A 19,237-nucleotide genomic window follows, 5' to 3' on the forward strand; every position below is an offset into this window, starting at 1 on the left:
AATGAAAAGAATGTTAACCATTTTATGGTTTGTGCTGTTTTTCAGCCAAACTTATGCACAAAAAGCAAGAGTTACATCTATTATAAATTTTACTGGCTCGGTTGGCAATTCTCCGATAGAGATGCGACTTCATCTTAATAATTACAACGATAGCATTTCTGGTGAATACTATTATGTTAAAAGCGGCCACGATAATCTTATTTATTTAGAAGGAACTTTAAAAGATGGCGAATTACTGCTTACTGAAAGTGCGCACAATGTTAAAAAAGGCAAATTTGAAAACACCGGATATTTTAGAATGGCTTATGTTTCACAAACTTCATTGTCTGGTACTTGGGGTAAAAAAACACCCAATGCAGCAAATTCGTTAGTTGTAAAACTAAAGTGTCGTGAAAATTTATCGGCTTTTAATCCGTTGGGTTTTGAGTTTATTATGGTAAAAAACAAAGCCAACTATGAGAATATTACCGAAAATGCTTCGCGATATTTTAATCTGCTTACTGTTCGTATCAATGTAAATAAAAGTGCTCGTTGGTCGCTTGGCGAATTTAGTAAATATGATTTGGTTAAAGATGAAATAGAATTGGAAGACGTAAATTTTGATGGTTACTTAGATATTAAAGTGCCAATCTATTATCCAGATATGACTAAAAACGATTATAGCTACATTTATTTTATCCATGATGTGAAATCTAAAGGCTTCCTTAAAAACAAAAGGCTAAATGAATTGGGTGTTTTATTCTTCGATGCCGAAAAAAAGGAAATTTATAAATATGATGCTGATGGTGGCGGAAATGAGGGAACAACTTATTATAAATGGCAAAGTGGATGGCTTTTTTTAACGAAAGAACAAAGGGTTTATGAAGATGATGTTTATACGCATTACGATGAATATAAAATAGAAAACGGAAAATCAGTAAAGGTTAAAAGTTATAAAAAGAAGGGGTGATTTTAAAAAACATTATCAAGGAAAAGGTAACAGCCACGATGGCAGTGAAGCGATTAACAAAATAACATAATTTGAAACCACGAACACTTTTAAGCCAGCGTCATCCTATACTTTATTTTTTAGCGGTTTGGGCAAGGCGGTTAAAACGCATTGCCGAATGGTATACAGATGGCAAAAAATATGCTAAAAACCGCTCTACAGCTAAACTTTCTAATCGAATTAAAAAACATCAATCCGTTTTACTGAAAAAGCTGGGCGATAACAATGCGCAACTTCAAATTAACAAGGTTACCAATTTAAAAATTGCAGTTAAAAATATCGATGGTGTTTTAATTAAACCCGGTGAAACCTTTTCGTTTTGCAAATTGGTAGGTTTACCAACTAAAAACAAAGGCTATTTATCCGGTATGGAATTATCATTCGGCGAAGCCAGAGCAGGTATTGGTGGTGGAATTTGTCAGATTTCTAACCTCATTCACTGGTTGGTTATCCATAGTCCATTAACGGTTACAGAGCGTTATCATCATTCATTCGATCCATTTCCAGATGATGGCCGGGTTTTGCCTTTTGGCAGTGGTGCAACGGTTTTTTACAATTACCGCGATTATCAATTTACAAATAACACCAATCATACTTTTCAGGTTAATTTGTGGTTTACAGAGAAATGTTTGGAAGGCGAGTTACGTATTGACAAGGAACTTGATTACGCTTATCATGTGATAGAAAAAGACCATCAGTTTCTGAAAATCGACAATCAGTTTTACCGGAAAAATGAAATATGGCGAGAGAAAATTCTCAAATTTGAAAGTGGGAGAGTAGTAGAAACAGAGTTGCTAACTAAAAATTTTGCAAGAGTAACTTATCAGCCTGAAAGTTATGAAGAAGGATAATGAGATTTGAGTAACCCCACGAATAATAATCTGCAACTAGCAAATGACTAACTAACGCTCACGAATAATAATTCACTCAAATTACTTTGAAATTAATGGATATATTAGGGAATTGGTTTACCATATCCCATCAAAATGAGTGTTTATAAGAAAAATATTATTTTACTGGCTATTCTTATTTTGTGCTTCGTACTCACAATTGCATATGGTTATGCTTTCCGAAATTTCATTAGTCAGCCCAATATTCCAGCAAAATATAACGAATATAAGAGTATACATAGCGGTGTAAATTCAAAGCATTTCGAGCTTAAACAGGTACTTAATGGCGAGCTAAATAACCTGTATTTCGAACAGCCAATATTTGCCGATAATTTTGTTATTATTCATGCTACATCTGCTTTTAGCAATAGGCCAAAAAATATTTATTACAAAATAGACAGCGCTGGTAAACTTGCCGATAGTTTGATTTACAAAACTGATGAATATCCTAATGGGTTTTTAAAAGGCTATTTGGTACATCAAGATTATTACCTCAAGTGGGCCTTAAATGGCGATACAGCAAAACACAAGTATATTCTCATCAATTACGATTTAAAATTAGATAGCGCTTCAATGCTTAATCAGTTTTTTAAGCTAAACAGCGAAGCTAAAACACGAAAATTTATTGGGCACAATTACCTTTGGAAAAACGATGACCCCAAATGGAAAAGTGAAATTGACAAGGTTTTACTTTTAATTAACGATAAATGGTATGCTTATTACGGCGCCAATCTTAAAGATTACGAAGAAATTAATGAACCCGATACTATTCCAAATCAATTGAAAGGCGAGCAGGTTTTAGGTAAACCCGAAAACAATTTTGAGGTAGTTTACTTTCATAAAACTAGCCAAATAACTAAAGATTGGTTCGGGCAAGCTTTCGTTAACCTAAAAATTGGGAATGATACCCTAAATTTTAAACACGAAATGAGGTTTAATGAAGATAAGAAAACCTGCTATTACAGAGAATTAAAAATGTATAACAACCCTAAAAGTAATTTACAATTGTTAGGCAATGGCAGAACAGGGTTTTATGTGATTAAACCAAAAAGTAAATAATATGAAACAAAAATTGCCCATTGGCAGAGCTTTACTTATAGCACTAATCTTTACAATAATTTACCTCTTTGTAATTTTTACTTTGCCAGAATTTAATAATTATGGTGGTTTATTTTTATTTTTTGTCACACCAGGTGTGTTTATTGGCGTTGTGGTTTGGTGCTATCTTTTGCTTGTTTTAGAAAGTGCAAAAATAATTGCCCCTCATTTTGTATTTAGATTTTTAGTTCCATTTTTATTTTTTAGCTTATTAATTTGGGTAATTGGAAACATAGTTGATGAACCGATTATATCCGCATTTCAAGCGTATAGTTTTAAAGAATATGTTGGTTATTTTTTCGAGTTTATGAAAAGTGCTGTAATGATTTTAGGTAGTATATTTTTCGTTTTAGCTACGCTTTTTACATTGCTTGTTAAAAAGGAAGAGCTAACCCAAAATATTTAAGTTTATGAAAATCATAAACTTAAATATCGTAATTCTATTATCCATTCTAATTACTTGGCTTTTTGTAGGTATAAAAGCCGATGACGAATTTGGCGGACACAGCACATTTTTTAAGTATAAGCCAAGTTTTCAAGTGTATTTTAAATCCCCATTGGGGATGCAGGATATGCCTGCTAATTACCCATCAGAATTGGTTACAGAGGAAGCCCTTTACGATGATTTTGTTAACAAAAAACATTTCAGCGATAATTGCATATTGCCCTATTTGGCAGATGTTTTTATATTAATTACCATTTCGCTCATTGGGTTAAAAGGGTATCAGTTAATTAAAAAAAGCAAACATGAAGAACTTTAAAAGGTATGTTTCATTATTAATTTTAATGTTATTAAGCATCAATCTCATGGCACAAAAAGAAAATATTACAGGTGTTTACAAACGCAGTAGTGGCAATCCAGAAGGTGGCACCACTTATTTTGTGATGGAAAATAAAAAATTTGTAGTTGCTTTTTTTGGTGGTGTTTTGGTCGGCAATTGGTCTGTTAATGGCGATGTGGTTACCTTTACACCCGATGTAGATGCTCAACATTTTTACATTTATGGCAGACATAACAACGATTTAAAAAACGAAACCCGCGTTTATTTTCAACGCTTTGAGGAAAATTCTACTTTTATAGGTTTAGGGCAAAAACAAAATGAAAAACCAATCCTAAAAAGAGTTTTCAATCCTAGTCCAAATTGTGTAAAATACCCTTCTGTAACTAAATTTGATGGTTTTTTTGAGCAAATTTCTTTTTCAGACCAGAGTAGTGATTTTAATGATAAACAAAGCAATCCCAATGCTAAACGCAATATTTACACTTTCGATAATAAAGAAAAATTCAATGATTTTGTTGCTTTTTATAACCCAGATGACAGGGCAAAAAGGCCTTTTTATGCCAAGATAAAAGACGGAAAATTATTTTTTAAATACGATGAAGATAAAGGAAGTGTAAAATATCCACTTCCAACTAAAGGCGAAAATTTTGAGTTTATTACACAAATTGTAAATGCACCACGCTCAACCGATAAGGTTTTTTACAATCCCTTTTACAGCAGTAGCAAAGAAAACGTAAGCGATAAATTGAATTGGAAATTTGATGACAAGAAAAATGCTTACGTAAACCTATTTAATTATACCGAAGGCGAAGAATATAAACCTGATACAGACGATGCCTATAACAAAAAGAATATTATCTATCAATTTAATATTCTTCCGCTAAAAAATAAAGCAATCATTCCTTTTGCAATAGATAGCAAACCTTTGTTTACAGAAAATTGTAATAATTAGCCATGAAAAATCTTATAATTTTTATAGCCTTTGTAGCGCTAAGCCAGCAAGCTAAAGCTCAGCAAATAACAGTTGATACTTCTTTCATGCAGGCTTATTGCCCTAATAATTACGATAGAATTGATGATTTTTTCGATAAAGGTAAAACACCTGCGAGAACTACAGCAGATAAAAACATATTGGTGTTTGCGCTACCAGATTTGCAGGCAAAGCAAGTTGATAAGCTTGAACATTTTACTGATGTTACCTATTTAAAAGAAGGTACAAATCCTAAAACTAAGGACAACTGGGTGAAAATAAGTTACAAAATGCGAGATACGCCAGGGGTTTACAAAAATAAAGTAGGTTACATTCTCGAGCAAAATATCAGTCATGGTACGGTAGTTAGTCGTTCAGAAACAGAAAACCTGTCTTTTGTTTTAACAGAAAGTCCATTGTTAGATGCTGATTTAAAAATGCCAAGGTTTAGACTAAATGCTGTAAATCGCTTTACCGATTTAAATTACGAAAAGGTAAAAAGTGTAAATACTTACGATTTGAATATGAGTGCTATTAATTTCTATAATCATTTTTACTTAACAAGTATTAACAATAATGCGTTTAATAATATGCCAAATTTATTGCGTTTATATTGGCACCATGGCGAGAGCTGCCCAGAAAGCGAAGGAAATGTTTTTGTTGCTCATGCGAGTGGAAAAATGAGCGAAATTATCAGCGCTAGCTCTACTGGCGAAGGAGGGTTTTACGAAACTACAAAAGTTTACTTGCCATTAAAATTTGCCAAAGGAAAGGTTGTATTGGTAGAGAATGGCGATAGCGAAAATATGTTAGACAGTTATACTGGAACTTTAAAAACAATTCCATACCCTAAAGATTGCGGCATACCGATTGAGCAGCTTGTAGTAGTTATTGAAGAAGATGCTGAAGGAAAAACTGATGTCGATGGTAATTTTATTGAAGATAAGAACAAAGAAATTATAATGGAAATTACCCATAAAGTCATCCGTTACTACAAATGGAATGGGAGTAAATTTCTGCAAGTAAAAAAGGTTGTGGTTAAACAACGGAAAGAAAATTAGAGACATTTGTCATCCAGAGGTGTGCCGATTTTATATCGGTAGCTTATCGAAGGATATATTAATCATCTATTCTATATTTCGATAAGCTGAACATGAAAGTTTAAATAATATTGATTTGACATGAAAAAAATTATCCATTAAAAAAAACGAGGTAAAAATGGTTAAAGATTTGATTAACAAATCCGTAGACAAAAAAACCGATACAAATAGCAAGGGAAAATAATTCTGAAGAGATTGTAAAATTGCTTAAGTAATTAGTTTTTTTAATCGGGGGTGCATCATGTGGTTTGCGTTAGGGATAGAAGCGAAAATCCTTTTATCCAAGTCCCCTTCAGGGGATTTAGGGGTAAAAGATTGTAGCGCATAGCCCGACCCTTGGGGAACGCCCAAATAAAATTTAAAATATGAAATATTACATCGCGTTTTTCTTATTCATGATAACAACGACTTCTTTTGCCCAAACCACTCGTAAAATTGTAAAAGATTTTGATGGCGATTTGAAAAAAGACAGCATATTTATTGATAGCGATAAAGATATTTTAGTACTTTGGTTATCGACCCAAAAATACAAACGCATAGAAAGTAAAGAAATTAGATACCTAAATTTTGGCAATACCTTAGTGGCAACCAAAAGAGGTTTTGAGTTTTGGAACGATTACGACCGCTCGGCTTTTGTGAGTGTTTTCGAGTATAGTAAAACCGCTAAAAAAATGCAGTTGGTACAAATGCGACGAACTGACGATATTTTACGGGGCGATTTCCCTGGAGAAAAAACAGGTACTTCTACCTTAAATTTGCTAACACATAAATATGTTGGTGTTTTTAAAAAAGGCGTTAAGGGTAAAGTTGTAAAAATGCCTGTAATTAATGCCGAAATTGTTTACCCAAAAACATATTTGGAAACTTATAGCGATGCCATTAATTTCGATTACCAAACTAAATGTATAGCCTTGTACGAGAAAAATAAAAAGTAGTGTTAAAAGTTAAAATCCCATTCTAAAAAAATTATTTTGTACGTTTAAAACGCAATTCGCTTATTAAATCCATCCCTAGGATTAATTAAAAAGTTTACAATAACTTTTTATAAATAAAACATCTTTGGCAATTATAAAATCAATTTATTTTAACTGGGGATACCTATGAACATCAAAAAAATAAAAGAAATTAAGCACCTTTTACCACAAGATTGTTGGATTGTGATGCGAAACAATGTCAACAATAACGAAATGGACGAGGAATATGTGTTGCACATTGAAGGCGATTTTGAAACCAAAAACTTCGACCTTGGAGCACCTTTAATTCCTTTTAAAAATCGTTTTGCTGATTATGAAACGTACTTAAAGCAAAATGTTTTGATGCTTATTTTAGTGCAAGGAAACTTTACCGCAAACAACGTTTACAATTACGGAACCGATGGCAGTACAGGCCTTATGGTTTTAGGCAACGCCACGGTAAATAATTTTGTAGTTGGCGGACAAGAAATTTACATCGCCCAAAACTTAACCGTAAACGAATGTTTTTGGGGGCATTACAATCACGGCGAATTGATAGTGCATGGCGAACTCAAAACCAAAGTTTTTATCGCAACCGAAGAGTATCATTATCAATATGAAAAAGAAATTGTAGCCGAATATTTTATAAAGGAAGATAACGAAGAAGACAATTACGAGCCAACTTTACCCAAAGCCATATTTGTACCTGAACTTATCGAGGAAATAGACGAAATTGACAGAGCAGATGTTTTTAGTTTTGCACAATGGCTAAACCGACAGGCTTTTATTGAGCATTTAGTAGCGAACAAAAACATCCTGCAAACAGAAATTACAATTGTTAGCGAAGCAGAAAAACAGCAACAATTGCTCAATGCCATCGCTAAGCAATTTAGCAATGAAACTTTTACTAACTATGCAGAGTTTCAACAGCAAATACCCAATTTTAAAAAGCTCTTCGAAATTGCCCGATTACATAAAGAGGATGCCATACAAGTTTTTGAATGGAATGGCTATTCGATAACGTTAAGTTGCCAAACCAAAACCGATGAAGTAGATTATATTTTGGCTACACACATTAGTGGTCTGAAATTTTATATCGAATGTAGAAAAGTAAGTGGTGGATTTTTAAAACGTGCTACCGAAACTTTAAGTGCCGTTTGCAAAGCCTTACCAGAACAAGAATTTTTTAGTGCTTTAGAAAACGATACGCCAAAAGAAATTTTAATAGCCCTGCAACAATTTTGGACAGCTGTTTTGCTTCACGCAGAGCGAGGCCATTATTTTTACCTGCAGTTTTTAACTACCGTAAAATGCGAAGATTTATTAGGTTATTTAGCCACGCCAGTAGTGCAAGAAAAATACAACGATTATTGGGATAGCGATAAAAATGGTTTTTGGTATGGCGATTATATCATAAGTGTAAGAATAAATGGCGCCAGAGATTTGCCCGGAAGTGTAGATATTGGCAAAGAAATAAAAGGCGATGAATTTGATGCAAGAAAATACTATTTCAGGCCTAATTAAATTTATAAAGCTACTTTCCCAATACTTTATTATAATTCTAGTCAAGAAGAGTTAACAACCGATAGATACAGAAGTCACAGTAGCTTAGAACAGGTATTTTTATACGATTGGAAGCACTATCAAGAAGCCCTAAAATGGTATCCAAAAATCGAATTGGGAGTTGCTTATCACAATAAGTCATATTTAGAAGAAAAAGAAGAAACCCTCAAAAATCAACAAGAAATTGCCGATAAAAAGTCTAATCCAAAGCCATTGCCATTTACCGAAATGGTATTTGAAGGCATCACTTTTAAAGTAATTAATTTGGCAGAGGCCGATGCCTTAATTGGTAATTTAACCGATTTTAAAGGCGAGCAAATTTACAACGTTTTTGAAGATACTTGGCGTTTTCCTAGCTACCAAGAAAATTGTTTTTTCTTACTGACGGAAGAAGATGTAACACTCGAAAAACTCGATTTGGATTATAGCACCGAAGAAAATTCTGATGTTTTCATTCTCGGCTTTATCTTCCTCAAAAACCTAAAAACCGACAAGTATATTTTAGCTTGCGATACCGATAATTCGCCTGCTTTAATTGTTTTGGGCAATGTAGAAACGGTAAATATCCATTTATTTGGCAACGTACATTATATTGGCGATGGCTTGCAATGCGATACACTTTGGGCGTTTACAACCATGGCGAACTCTTTATAAAAGGTGCCACCACGGCTTGGCTGGTTTATGCTGATGATATGGATTTTCATATCGAAAAATTTGGAGGCATAGAAGCGGTAATCAGTAATCAAGGGCAATCGATAATGCTAAATTCCATTTTAAAAGATACCGATGGAAGCACCATTTATGTAAAAAATTATTTTCCATCAACCAACCGATTGTCTGATATAGTTTTGGATGATTACGTAGAAATTAACGAGTACGGTGTAGAAGGTTTAACTGATAGCGCCATTAGCGTTGTACAGGATGGTTTATCGCTCATAGACCATAATAAGAAGGCGAAGTTTGAATATGCTGATTTTCCTCAACGCTTAAAAGAGATGTTTGCCAAATTGGCTTCGCTTAATGAAGTGAAAACGAACAACGTCATCTCAAACATCGAAAATGATAAATGTATTTTCTATTTATTTACCTACGAAGGTGTAGATTATCAGCAATTGATGCTCGAAATTGGTCGCGGATACTCCATAAGGATGCGCACTTTGTTAAATAAGCAAACTGAAGATTGTTTGCTCTTGCTAGAATATTTGGATGAAAATGGCATAGCCAAATACCAATGGCAAGACAATGCAGAAAGTAAAATGCTAGAAATGAAATGCGTTAAAAAAGCAATGATTGATGCTTATGAGATATTAACTCAAGGCTTGCCCGAATAAATTAAAAATGGTGTAAACAATTGTTGAAATATTAAAAATTTAAGGTTCTACAATTTTGTAAATTAGCCATACCGGAAAAACATAGAATTATGAATAAAGAAAACGCTATTCAATTATTTGAGCAAAAACAGGTTCGTACCCATTGGGACGAGGAACAGGAAAAATGGTATTTTTCTTTAATTGATGTAATTGAAGCATTAACCGATACCGACCGCCCAAGAAAATACTGGAGCGACCTTAAAGCCAAGCTCAAAAAGGAAGGAAGTCAGTTGTCCGAAAAAATCGGACAACTGAAATTACAATCTGCTGATGGCAAGTTTTACAAAACCGATGTTGCAGATACCGAACAACTGTTTCGCTTAATTCAGTCTATTCCATCACCAAAAGCAGAGCCTTTTAAAATTTGGTTGGCACAAGTAGCAACTGAGCGCTTAGACGAAATGCAAGACCCAGAACTTACTATTGACAGGGCTTTGGAGCAATACTTAAGTTTGGGCTATTCTGAAAACTGGATTAATCAACGCCTAAAAAGCATCGAAATAAGAAAAGAGTTAACCGACGAATGGAAAAAAAGAGGATTAAAAGAAGGCGTTCAGTTTGCTACTTTAACAGATATTATTACTAAAGCTTGGGCTGGCAAAACCACAAAAGAATACAAAATTTTAAAGGGACTTAAAAAAGAAAATCTTCGTGATAACATGACCAACACCGAACTGATTTTAAATATGCTAGCCGAAGCCTCTTCTAAAGATATTTCACAAGCTACAAATCCCGAAACCTTTGAAGAAAATGCAAAAGTTGCCCAACAAGGCGGAACTATAGCAGGTGATGCCAGAAAAGCATTGGAACAAAAAACAGGCAAAAAGGTAATAACACCCCTTAATGCAAAAACATTTTTACAAGCGTCTGAAAAGGAAAATAAGATAGCGAAAACCACAAATAAAAAATAACTATTGCGACTATAATAGGCTTCTAAAAAGAATTTAAGTTCAACCTCGAAAACGAATAATTAATAAGTTGTTTGTTTTCGTATTAAAACATTATTTAATTTAAGCCTAAATTAAAATCAATGAAATCGAAAATTATAAAAGGCATACTAATTTTTGGGTTATTTGGCTTGGCGGTAATTTTTTCTACCAACCTGCGGGTAAAATCGTTAACCGAAAAATCTATTTACAACAATGTTGAAGATGTACCCAAAACCAATATTGCCATCATTTTTGGTGCAGGCATAAACGGCGATAAACCAAGTAAATATTTAAAAGATAGATTAGATGCTGGCATTAAATTATACAAAGCCAATAAAGTGCAAAAACTGCTTTTATCCGGAGATAACGGAGATGATGAACACGATGAACTCACCGTTATGAAAGTATATTGCTATCAAAACGGGGTAGATACCAGCAAAATCTATTTAGATTATGCTGGTTTCGATAGTTACTCGACCATGTACCGAGCAAAAGAAATTTTTAAGGTTGATACGGCGATTTTGGTTTCGCAAAAATATCATTTAAACAGAGCGGTTTACATTGGCAATAATTTAGGCATAAAATCTTTTGGGTATGTAGCCAATAATGGAAGTTACCAAGGTTACAAATATGTTGGCTTCCGCGAATATTTGGCCATTACAAAGTCTGTTTTCGATGTGCTCAGAAAGAGAAAACCACATTTTTTAGGCGAATCTGTTGATATTAGTGGCCAATCTAACTATACAAAAAAATGAAACAAATTTTAGTTCTGCTATTTTCTTTAACATCACTTAATTTATTTGCACAAAGTGACAATCCAGCTATTCAACAAACCGGAGCCACTGCAAATTTATTTATCCCGAAAGGATGGAAACAAATTTATAGTGCCAAAGGCGACTTAAATAAAGATAATATGGCTGATGAAGTGATAATTATCCAAAACACTAATCCTAAAAATATTATTAAAAATGATGGCATGGGTGGAGCGCAATTAAATGTTAACCCACGGATGATTTTGGTGCTTTTTAAAATGGCAAAAGGCTATCAGCTTAAAGCTAAAAACACAAAATTTATTCCGACAGAAAATGATACAGTTTCTACTTGTCTTGCCGACCCATTGCAAGAAACTGGTGCCATAAATATAAAAAATGGTGCATTAATTTTAAGCTATCAATATTGGCTAAGTTGTGGTTCTTACGGAGTTACTAATATGGATTATACCTTTAGGTTTCAAAACCAAAAATTCGAACTTATAGGTTGCGATACGAAAAGTTTTAGCCGTTCTTCTGGAGAAGAAGATATTATAAGCCTTAACTTTTCTACCCGTAAAAAAAGCGAAACCTCTGGCGGAAATATGTTTGACGATAAAACCAATAAACCCAAAACAGTTTGGAAAAAGCTTGCCTGGGATAGGTTATTTACACTCGATGAAATGACCGAAGAACTTGCGGAAAAAGTTTCTGCACTATAAAGCCAAGGAAAATCATTATAAATATTCTTCGAAACTAAACAGTTTTAATTTTTTAAAGCCGCTAAATTTTTCTTGGGTTCACTCTTTTAAGAAACTGATTAGGAAAAAATCAAATTAATTATTAATTAACTGATTTACAGCATATTTATATAAAAAATCACGTATTTATCCGTAGTACATAAGGTTTCTTTTTCATAGTTAATTTGGTCTTCTGGCACAGTCGTTGTAATGTGGCTGTTACATTTACTAACCAGATCTGTTGTCTACCGCAGCAGATTTTAAAATTGAAAAACAACAAGATGAAAAAGACAGTTCAAATCTTCAGCATGCTTTTAATAGCATTAACAGTAATGGTTTCATGCAAAAAAGATACCGACCCGGCAGATAGAGATTTCTTCGTAGGCACTTATAACGGAACAGTAACTTACAGCAAAGGAACAACTCAAATCAACAGTACAGATGGAAAAGTAACAGTTACAAAGGTTAATGATACTTACAGTTTCTTTTTTGGAAACAATATTCCCGATATCACGGGTGTAAAATTTCAAGAAAGTGGTAATACTTACATCAGTGTTGGTACAGGCGTTATCGGTATAACGATAGATGCCAGTACCTTAAAAATTGGTGTTTCAAATACGAATGGTAATTGGACGGCCAACTGTACAAGGTAATATTTTTTAAAGCAACAGAAAAAGTCCCGACCAAATCGGGACTTTTCTGTTTTATAATTTTAATTTACCGCGAAAAACCAAAAAACTCATTCCGAATTTATTTAGCTTTATCGAATGAGTGCTGAATTAAGAAAACACATTGAAGAAATCGTTTCCCTTACCGATGATGAGTTTGAACATATTAACGAACATTTCAAAATCAAACACCTCAAAAAGCATCAATATTTAATTCAGGAAGATGAACATGTTAAATACATGTATTTCGTAATCAAAGGGCTTTTAAAAGCCACTTTTACAGATGTAAATGGGAAAGAATACATCATCCAATTTGCCATGGAAAACTGGTGGATTTCTGATTTCAAAGCTTTCTACCAAAATGCTAAATCGATTACAAATATCAGCTGCTTAGAAAACGTAGAACTCCTTTCTATCTCCAGAGAGAACTTAAACAAAATTTGCAGCGAAAACCATAAAATGGAGCACTTTTTTAGAGTAAAAAACAGTTATGGATATATTGCCTTGCAGCAACGCATTTTATCATTGCTTTCCACCAGTCCTAAAGAACGTTTTGAACAATTTTCAAATCAATACCCACAACTCGGACAACGAGTTTCTAAAACCATCATTGCAGCTTACTTAGGCATTTCGAGAGAAACACTAAGCAGGCTTTCTGTAAAAGTGTGATTCAGCGCACAAAAATTCTGTGATTTAGATCCTATGCTGTCGAACATAATAGCTATAATTTTGTTGTACACTTAGGATAAAAAATATGAATAAGAAAGTATTATTCGTGCTTACGAGTCACGACGAATTAGGAAACACAGGTTTAAAAACAGGTTTTTGGTCAGAAGAATTAGCTGCACCATATTATGCTTTAACAGATAAAAATATTGAAGTTGTGTTGGCGTCAGTTAAAGGCGGTCAGCCACCTATCGACCCTAAAAGTGAAGACCCTACTTTCCAAACCGAAACCACCAGAAGAATGGATAAAGATACTGTTCTTTTAGATAAATTGAAGAATACAATGCCACTGGAAGATGTAAATATGGAAGATTACGATGCCGTATTTTACCCTGGGGGTCACGGGCCACTTTGGGATTTAGCAGAAAGCACAACTTCTCAAAAATTAATTGTCGATTTTTACACAGCAAATAAACCTGTTGCTTTTGTATGCCATGCACCAGGCGTGTTAAAAGATGTAAAAGTAAATGGCGAGTATTTAGTAAAAGGCAAAAACGTAACCGGCTTTACCAATACAGAAGAAGAGGCTGTACAATTAACCAATGTGGTACCTTTCCTGGTAGAAGATATGTTGGTTAAAAATGGTGGGTTTTATACCAAGATAGAAGATTGGAATCCCTATGCTGTTGTAGATGGTTTACTGATTACGGGCCAAAACCCAGCGTCATCGGAAAAAGTAGCCGAAGAACTATTAAAACTGATTTAATTTAAATCAATGTTGGTTGCTAAAAAGCAACCAACATTGATTTTTTTCTACAATTCCTCTTCTTCTTCGTCCTCTTCTTCAGGCACATATTTTTCAATTGCCTGTCCAATTGCATTCACTTCTTCATCTTCCTCAAAAATTGGAAGTTCAGTCTTATAATCCATTTTCAGCCAAATAGACGAGGTATCTTTTTGAATCTGAATGTATTCTTTTCCATCTTTAAAAATGGTGTATGAGTCGTTTCCTTCTGGAAAAACCGAATAATTTACCGGGCCAACTTCTATATCGAATGGTTCTTGCATCGTTGTTGTTTTTTCTGTAAAGATAAGGCTTTGCCAGAAAGCACAAATTAACTTTTATAGTTTTTTGGAAATGATTGGCAGCATTAAATAGCGGTTTTTAACCCCGATCACTACAATCTGATTTATTAGCTAAAATAGTGATATTATCTCGGCCACCTAACCCGACCGATGAAAAGCCCCTAAGCCGAGGTACGGACTTGCAATGGGGGCGGGACCAGTCCAAACAAAAAGGATACAGATTTTGCTTTCCAAAAAAAAGAAAATAACTTTAACTATGGAATTAACAAAAGCTGAAAATAGGATTGCCAGAAATATTTTTGCTGTCGCTTTACAAAGAGAATTGGCAAAGGAAATGGAGGTATTTAATCAAATTCTTCAAAAATGGAAAAGTGAACCACAAACCGACCACCGTGATAGTTATTATGAATTATTTACCGCTGTTAAAGATTTCGATAAGCATATTGCCCGGCGTTATGATGGATTGAAAAATTCGTGGTTTTATGGAACACTAATTGGATTACTGGCCGATGAAATAATAAATGAAAAAGATTTGACGGAATACAGTGAAGAGACCAGAAGCCAATTAATTAACGGTGCAAAACGAAGAAATGAAAATGACTAATAACTAAAAAATTACGTATTACTGCTTAAAAATCCCATCATTTGTATTACTTTACACCAAACTATTTACCGAAAGATTAGAAGATGAAGTTAACGTTTTGGGGTGCGGCGCAACAGGTAACAGGAAGTATGCACCTGCTCGAAGTTGGGCATTATAAGATATTGATAGATTGCGGATTGGATTATGAAAAGGAAACCTTTCAGGAAGAAAACCAGCAATTTCCTTTCGACCCGGCGAGTATAAATTTAGTGATTTTAACCCATGCACATATCGACCATTCTGGCAATTTGCCTACGTTGGTTCGCTTTGGTTTTGACGGACAAGTGCTCTGTACGCCTCCAACTGCCGACTTAACTTCGATATTATTATTTGATTCGGTAGAGCTTTTTTTACGCAAACAGAGTAGAAAACCACGTACCAAACGCGGCAATTTCAGTGGGCCAAAACCTTTGTATCTGCACAAACATGTAATGGATACCATCGACCGTTTCGTTACGATTGCTTTTGACAAACCTTTCCGGATTAATGGCGATATTAGTTTAACTTTTATTCCGGTGGGGCATTTATTGGGTGCCGCAGCGGCAGTTTTAACCATTAACGATAATGGCGAGGAGAAGAAAATTGCCTTTTCAGGTGATATTGGCAGAGAAAATTATCCCGTTTTGGTAAAACCAGAACCGATACCTGAGGTTGATTATTTGGTTTGCGAATCTACTTATGGCGGTCGCTACCATACCAAAGACCAAACGCTGGAGGAAAGATTGGTAAAGGAGATTGAAGAAGCTTGTATTAAAACCCCTGGCCGATTAATTATTCCTGCTTTTAGCATCGGCAGAACGCAATCGCTAGTTTTTGCTTTGAACCAAATTTTCACTAAAAAATTATTGCCGCCAATCCAGATTTTTGTTGATAGCCCCATGGCGATACATGCCACTGATGTTTACCGAAAACACCATAATCTGGTTAATCAGGAGGCTAAGGATTTTTACAAAACCATGGGCGATGAGTTTGAATTTGAGCATTTGGCCTATGTGCAAACCATGAAAGAAAGTAAGGATGTTTCTAACTATTTCGACCCTTGCATCATCATTTCTTCGGCGGGTATGTTAGAGGGTGGCCGTATTCAAGACCATTTGTATTATAACATTCAAAATTATTATTGCACCATTCTTTTTATTGGTTATTGCGCCAAAGGAACGCTTGGTTATAAATTGCTTAGCGGTGCGCCAATTGTGCGCATTAAAGACCGCGAAATGATGGTTTATGCCACCATTCGCAAAACAGATTTACTTAGTGGCCACGGAGACCACAATGATTTGGTACGGACGGTTAAACAAACCGGCCAACCGAAAAAGGTGTTTTTGGTTCATGGCGAAGATGTTAGTTTAAAAGCTTTAGCTGCCGCTTTGCAAGAAGATGGTTTTAATGTAGCTATACCGGAACGAGGAGAAGTTTTTGAGATTTAAACCCCAACCCCCGGAGGGGGTTTAGCAAAGTTTATAAAACTTGTTTTTAAAGGCCTCCCTCACGGGAGGATTTAGGTGGGGCTTTATTTTCTCACTTGCCCATCGCCTCTCACCACCCATTTATAACTTGTTAATTCTTCTAAACCCATTGGACCACGGGCATGAAGTTTCTGTGTACTGATCCCAATTTCAGCACCTAAACCAAACTGTGCGCCATCCGTAAAACCAGTTGAAGCATTTGCATAAACCGCAGCGGCATCTACCTGATTTAGAAATTTAGTAATGTTATCTTCATCTTCAGAAATAATAGCCTCACTATGTTTCGAACTATATTCTGCAATATGATTTAAAGCTGAAGCAAAGTTTTCAACAACTTTTACAGCAAGTTTTAAAGATAAAAACTCCGTTCCGAAATGTTGTGGATTTGCCGAATTTAACAATACAGATGGATAAGAAGATTTTAAAATTTCATAGCTTTTTTCATCGGCAAAAAGCTCTACTTCACCCGATGCCAAAGGCGATAAAAGTTCGGCTAAATCTCCTAATCTATCCTGATGAACCAACACACAATCCAGAGAATTACAAACACTTACTCTTCTGGTTTTTGCGTTAAAAATGATCGCTTTACCTTTTTCTAAATCGCCAGTTTCATCAAAGTAAGTATGAACAATTCCTGCTCCGGTTTCAATAACCGGAATTTTGCTTTGCTCGCGAACATAATTAATTAACGATTGACTGCCTCGAGGAATCAATACATCTACAAAGCCTCTGGCATTTAGCAAAGCCTCGGTTGCGGCACGATCTGCAGGCAATAAAGTTAAAACATCAGGATTAATTTCATGCTCTTGCAAAACCTTATGAATTACTTTAACGATGGCTAGGTTTGAAAACTCTGCATCACTTCCGCCTTTTAAAACAGCAACATTTCCTGTTTTAAAACAAAGGGAAAAAACATCGGCCGTTACATTTGGACGAGCCTCATAAATTACACCAACTACACCAAGTGGAACACGAACTTTTTTAAGATTTAATCCGTTATCTAAAGTCTTTTCTGATAAAATTTCTTCCAACGGACTTGTCAAACCAACTACACTTTCTATATCAGCAGCAATAGATTTTATTCTTTCTACTGTGAGTTTTAATCTGTCATATTTTGGGTCTTCTATCGGCATTTTTGCCAGGTCTTTTTCGTTTCCCTCTAGAATTGCAGTCGTATTTTCGACCAAAGCCAAAGCCAAATCAGAAAGTACCAGATTTATCTTTTCTTTTGATAGAAGGATTAAATCTCTGGTAGCTTTTTTAGCGTTTTCGAAGTATGTTAAGTAGTTCATTTTTGTTTTTTTTTACCGCAAAGGACACCAAGGATAGCGCAAAGAACGCCAAGTTAGATGCAGATTTGCTTAAGTTTTTTTTACCGCAGAAACGCCGAGTTTTTCACAGAGAAATTAAGATAATAGCTTTGCATTTCTTTGCGCCTTTTCCTTTGCTTTCTTTGCGGTTAATTCTTTTATATCGCGGAATAAAAGTAATCGTAATGAACTAATGCCTTTTGCTTTTTCAGTCCAATTCTTTCTCGAGCTTTCTCACTGCCGTATTCTGCAATTCCTAAACCAATAAGCTGATTATCTTCTCCGATGATTTTAATAATATCGCCTTTTAAAAATTCGGTTTTTATCTCTATAATCCCAATGGGAAGTAAACTTGTTGCTCTGCCCGATGTGAGTACCGTTTTTGCACCATCGTTCAATTTTACAATTCCTGTAGCTGCTGTTTCAGAGTGTGCAATCCACTTCTTTTTGCCCGACTTAATTTTTCCGGGAACGAAACGGGTATGCACTAATTCCTGATCGAACAATTCCGTTAATACATTATCTTTTGTTCCATTGGCAATGTGAACGGTAATACCAAGTTTAGCCACTTTCTGTGCCATGGTCGATTTTGTAATCATACCACCACGACCAAATTGTGATTTACCCGTTTGAATAAATGAAGCTAAATTAGCAACCGAACCAGAAATTTCTTCAATCACCGCTGAGCCGTCAATTTTTGGGTCTCCGTTATAAATACCATTTACGTTTGATAAAATAATCAGCGCATCAGCACTTAACATGGAGGCAATTAACCCTGCCAGTTCATCATTATCGGTAAACATTAACTCGGTAACAGAAACCACATCGTTTTCATTTACCACCGGAATAACATCATTCTGCAGCAAAATTTGCATACAGTTTTTCATGTTCAGGTAATGCGCTCTATCGCGGAAATCTTCCTTTGTTACCAAAACCTGTGCACATTTTATTTTATGCTCGGCAAAGAAATTTGAGTAGGTATTAATTAGCTTTACCTGCCCAATGGCGGCTAATAATTGCCTTGTGGTTACAGCATCCTGCTTTTCTGAAACTTTAATTAAACTTCTTCCAGCGGCAACCGCACCCGAAGAAACCAAAATTACTTCAATACCTTGTTTTTTAATTTCGGCTAATTGATTAACAAGGTGATTAATTCGGCTATCATCTGGAAGCCCGTTCGTTTGTGTAATCACATTCGAACCAACCTTAACCACTATTTTTTTGTAACCCAGTTTCATTATTATTCTGTAACAATTTTATAGCGGC

The 19,237-nt window shown here is 34.9% G+C and carries 22 protein-coding genes; 19 read left to right on the forward strand and 3 right to left on the reverse strand.

From position 1 onward, the window contains the following. Nucleotide 1: 1 nt before the first annotated feature. The 17 genes from ACFOUY_RS05200 (at nt 2) to ACFOUY_RS05280 (ending at nt 14,232) form a co-directional block, all read left to right on the forward strand. Nucleotides 2-949, forward strand: coding sequence for an XAC2610-related protein (locus ACFOUY_RS05200; protein WP_378959414.1), 948 nt, complete (start codon nt 2-4; stop codon nt 947-949). 71 nt (nt 950-1,020) lie between these two features. After that, nucleotides 1,021-1,839, forward strand: a complete 819-nt coding sequence (locus tag ACFOUY_RS05205) for a VanW family protein (RefSeq protein WP_378959415.1) — start codon at nt 1,021-1,023, stop codon at nt 1,837-1,839. Nucleotides 1,840-1,974: 135 nt separating this feature from the next. Continuing rightward, nucleotides 1,975-2,937 carry a hypothetical protein gene (locus tag ACFOUY_RS05210; protein ID WP_378959416.1) on the forward strand — a complete coding sequence of 321 codons (963 nt, stop codon included), beginning with the start codon at nt 1,975-1,977 and terminating at the stop codon, nt 2,935-2,937. Between the two features lies 1 nt (nt 2,938). After that, entirely contained in the window at nt 2,939-3,382 is a 444-nt protein-coding gene (locus ACFOUY_RS05215; protein WP_378959417.1) for a hypothetical protein, read from the forward strand. Nucleotides 3,383-3,386: 4 nt separating this feature from the next. Next, entirely contained in the window at nt 3,387-3,737 is a 351-nt protein-coding gene (locus tag ACFOUY_RS05220) for a hypothetical protein (protein ID WP_378959418.1), read from the forward strand. Then, nucleotides 3,724-4,710 (forward strand): hypothetical protein, encoded by a 987-nt coding sequence (locus ACFOUY_RS05225; RefSeq protein WP_378959419.1) that lies wholly within the window; start codon nt 3,724-3,726, stop codon nt 4,708-4,710. The genes ACFOUY_RS05220 and ACFOUY_RS05225 overlap by 14 nt, the downstream gene beginning before the upstream one ends. Before the next feature lie 2 nt (nt 4,711-4,712). Further along, a complete protein-coding gene (locus tag ACFOUY_RS05230) occupies nt 4,713-5,789 on the forward strand; it encodes a hypothetical protein (RefSeq protein WP_378959420.1) in 1,077 nt (358 codons plus the stop codon). A 404-nt stretch (nt 5,790-6,193) separates the two neighbouring features. After that, complete coding sequence (locus ACFOUY_RS05235; RefSeq protein ID WP_378959421.1) at nt 6,194-6,763, forward strand: hypothetical protein; 570 nt, start codon at nt 6,194-6,196, stop codon at nt 6,761-6,763. A gap of 165 nt (nt 6,764-6,928) precedes the next feature. Beyond that, complete coding sequence (locus ACFOUY_RS05240; protein ID WP_378959422.1) at nt 6,929-8,305, forward strand: hypothetical protein; 1,377 nt, start codon at nt 6,929-6,931, stop codon at nt 8,303-8,305. Between the two features lie 153 nt (nt 8,306-8,458). Next, nucleotides 8,459-8,998, forward strand: a complete 540-nt coding sequence (locus ACFOUY_RS05245; protein WP_378959423.1) for a hypothetical protein — start codon at nt 8,459-8,461, stop codon at nt 8,996-8,998. Beyond that, nucleotides 8,953-9,675 carry a hypothetical protein gene (locus tag ACFOUY_RS05250; RefSeq protein ID WP_378959424.1) on the forward strand — a complete coding sequence of 241 codons (723 nt, stop codon included), beginning with the start codon at nt 8,953-8,955 and terminating at the stop codon, nt 9,673-9,675. The genes ACFOUY_RS05245 and ACFOUY_RS05250 overlap by 46 nt, the downstream gene beginning before the upstream one ends. Before the next feature lie 89 nt (nt 9,676-9,764). After that, nucleotides 9,765-10,625 (forward strand): BRO-N domain-containing protein, encoded by an 861-nt coding sequence (locus ACFOUY_RS05255; RefSeq protein ID WP_378959425.1) that lies wholly within the window; start codon nt 9,765-9,767, stop codon nt 10,623-10,625. Between the two features lie 119 nt (nt 10,626-10,744). Continuing rightward, nucleotides 10,745-11,398 (forward strand): SanA/YdcF family protein, encoded by a 654-nt coding sequence (locus ACFOUY_RS05260; RefSeq protein WP_378959426.1) that lies wholly within the window; start codon nt 10,745-10,747, stop codon nt 11,396-11,398. Beyond that, nucleotides 11,395-12,114 (forward strand): hypothetical protein, encoded by a 720-nt coding sequence (locus ACFOUY_RS05265; protein WP_378959427.1) that lies wholly within the window; start codon nt 11,395-11,397, stop codon nt 12,112-12,114. Before ACFOUY_RS05260 ends, ACFOUY_RS05265 begins: the two co-directional genes overlap by 4 nt. Nucleotides 12,115-12,413: 299 nt before the next feature. Continuing rightward, nucleotides 12,414-12,785 carry a hypothetical protein gene (locus tag ACFOUY_RS05270; protein WP_378959428.1) on the forward strand — a complete coding sequence of 124 codons (372 nt, stop codon included), beginning with the start codon at nt 12,414-12,416 and terminating at the stop codon, nt 12,783-12,785. Between the two features lie 114 nt (nt 12,786-12,899). Beyond that, a complete protein-coding gene (locus ACFOUY_RS05275) occupies nt 12,900-13,469 on the forward strand; it encodes a Crp/Fnr family transcriptional regulator (protein WP_378959429.1) in 570 nt (189 codons plus the stop codon). Nucleotides 13,470-13,554: 85 nt separating this feature from the next. Further along, the gene (locus tag ACFOUY_RS05280; RefSeq protein ID WP_378959430.1) at nt 13,555-14,232 is read left to right on the forward strand and encodes a type 1 glutamine amidotransferase domain-containing protein; all 678 of its coding nucleotides are present in this window, start codon (nt 13,555-13,557) and stop codon (nt 14,230-14,232) included. Nucleotides 14,233-14,279: 47 nt separating this feature from the next. On the opposite strand, the gene ACFOUY_RS05285 is transcribed toward ACFOUY_RS05280, so the two are convergent. Then, complete coding sequence (locus tag ACFOUY_RS05285; RefSeq protein ID WP_378959431.1) at nt 14,280-14,534, reverse strand: hypothetical protein; 255 nt, start codon at nt 14,532-14,534, stop codon at nt 14,280-14,282. A 274-nt stretch (nt 14,535-14,808) separates the two neighbouring features. Here ACFOUY_RS05285 and ACFOUY_RS05290 point away from each other — a divergent pair, with 274 nt between their 5' ends. Further along, the gene (locus tag ACFOUY_RS05290; RefSeq protein WP_378959432.1) at nt 14,809-15,156 is read left to right on the forward strand and encodes a hypothetical protein; all 348 of its coding nucleotides are present in this window, start codon (nt 14,809-14,811) and stop codon (nt 15,154-15,156) included. A gap of 83 nt (nt 15,157-15,239) precedes the next feature. Further along, nucleotides 15,240-16,622 carry an MBL fold metallo-hydrolase gene (locus tag ACFOUY_RS05295; protein WP_378959433.1) on the forward strand — a complete coding sequence of 461 codons (1,383 nt, stop codon included), beginning with the start codon at nt 15,240-15,242 and terminating at the stop codon, nt 16,620-16,622. 83 nt (nt 16,623-16,705) lie between these two features. On the opposite strand, the gene ACFOUY_RS05300 is transcribed toward ACFOUY_RS05295, so the two are convergent. Both ACFOUY_RS05300 and proB read right to left on the reverse strand, forming a co-directional pair. Next, complete coding sequence (locus tag ACFOUY_RS05300; protein ID WP_378959434.1) at nt 16,706-17,953, reverse strand: glutamate-5-semialdehyde dehydrogenase; 1,248 nt, start codon at nt 17,951-17,953, stop codon at nt 16,706-16,708. Nucleotides 17,954-18,129: 176 nt separating this feature from the next. Beyond that, nucleotides 18,130-19,209: a glutamate 5-kinase gene (gene proB, locus ACFOUY_RS05305; RefSeq protein WP_378959435.1), complete on the reverse strand. Its 1,080-nt coding sequence runs from the start codon at nt 19,207-19,209 to the stop codon at nt 18,130-18,132. Between the last annotated feature and the right edge of the window lie 28 nt (nt 19,210-19,237).

The organism is Pedobacter jamesrossensis, assembly GCF_042650905.1.
In the GTDB taxonomy this organism is placed as follows: domain Bacteria; phylum Bacteroidota; class Bacteroidia; order Sphingobacteriales; family Sphingobacteriaceae; genus Pedobacter; species Pedobacter jamesrossensis.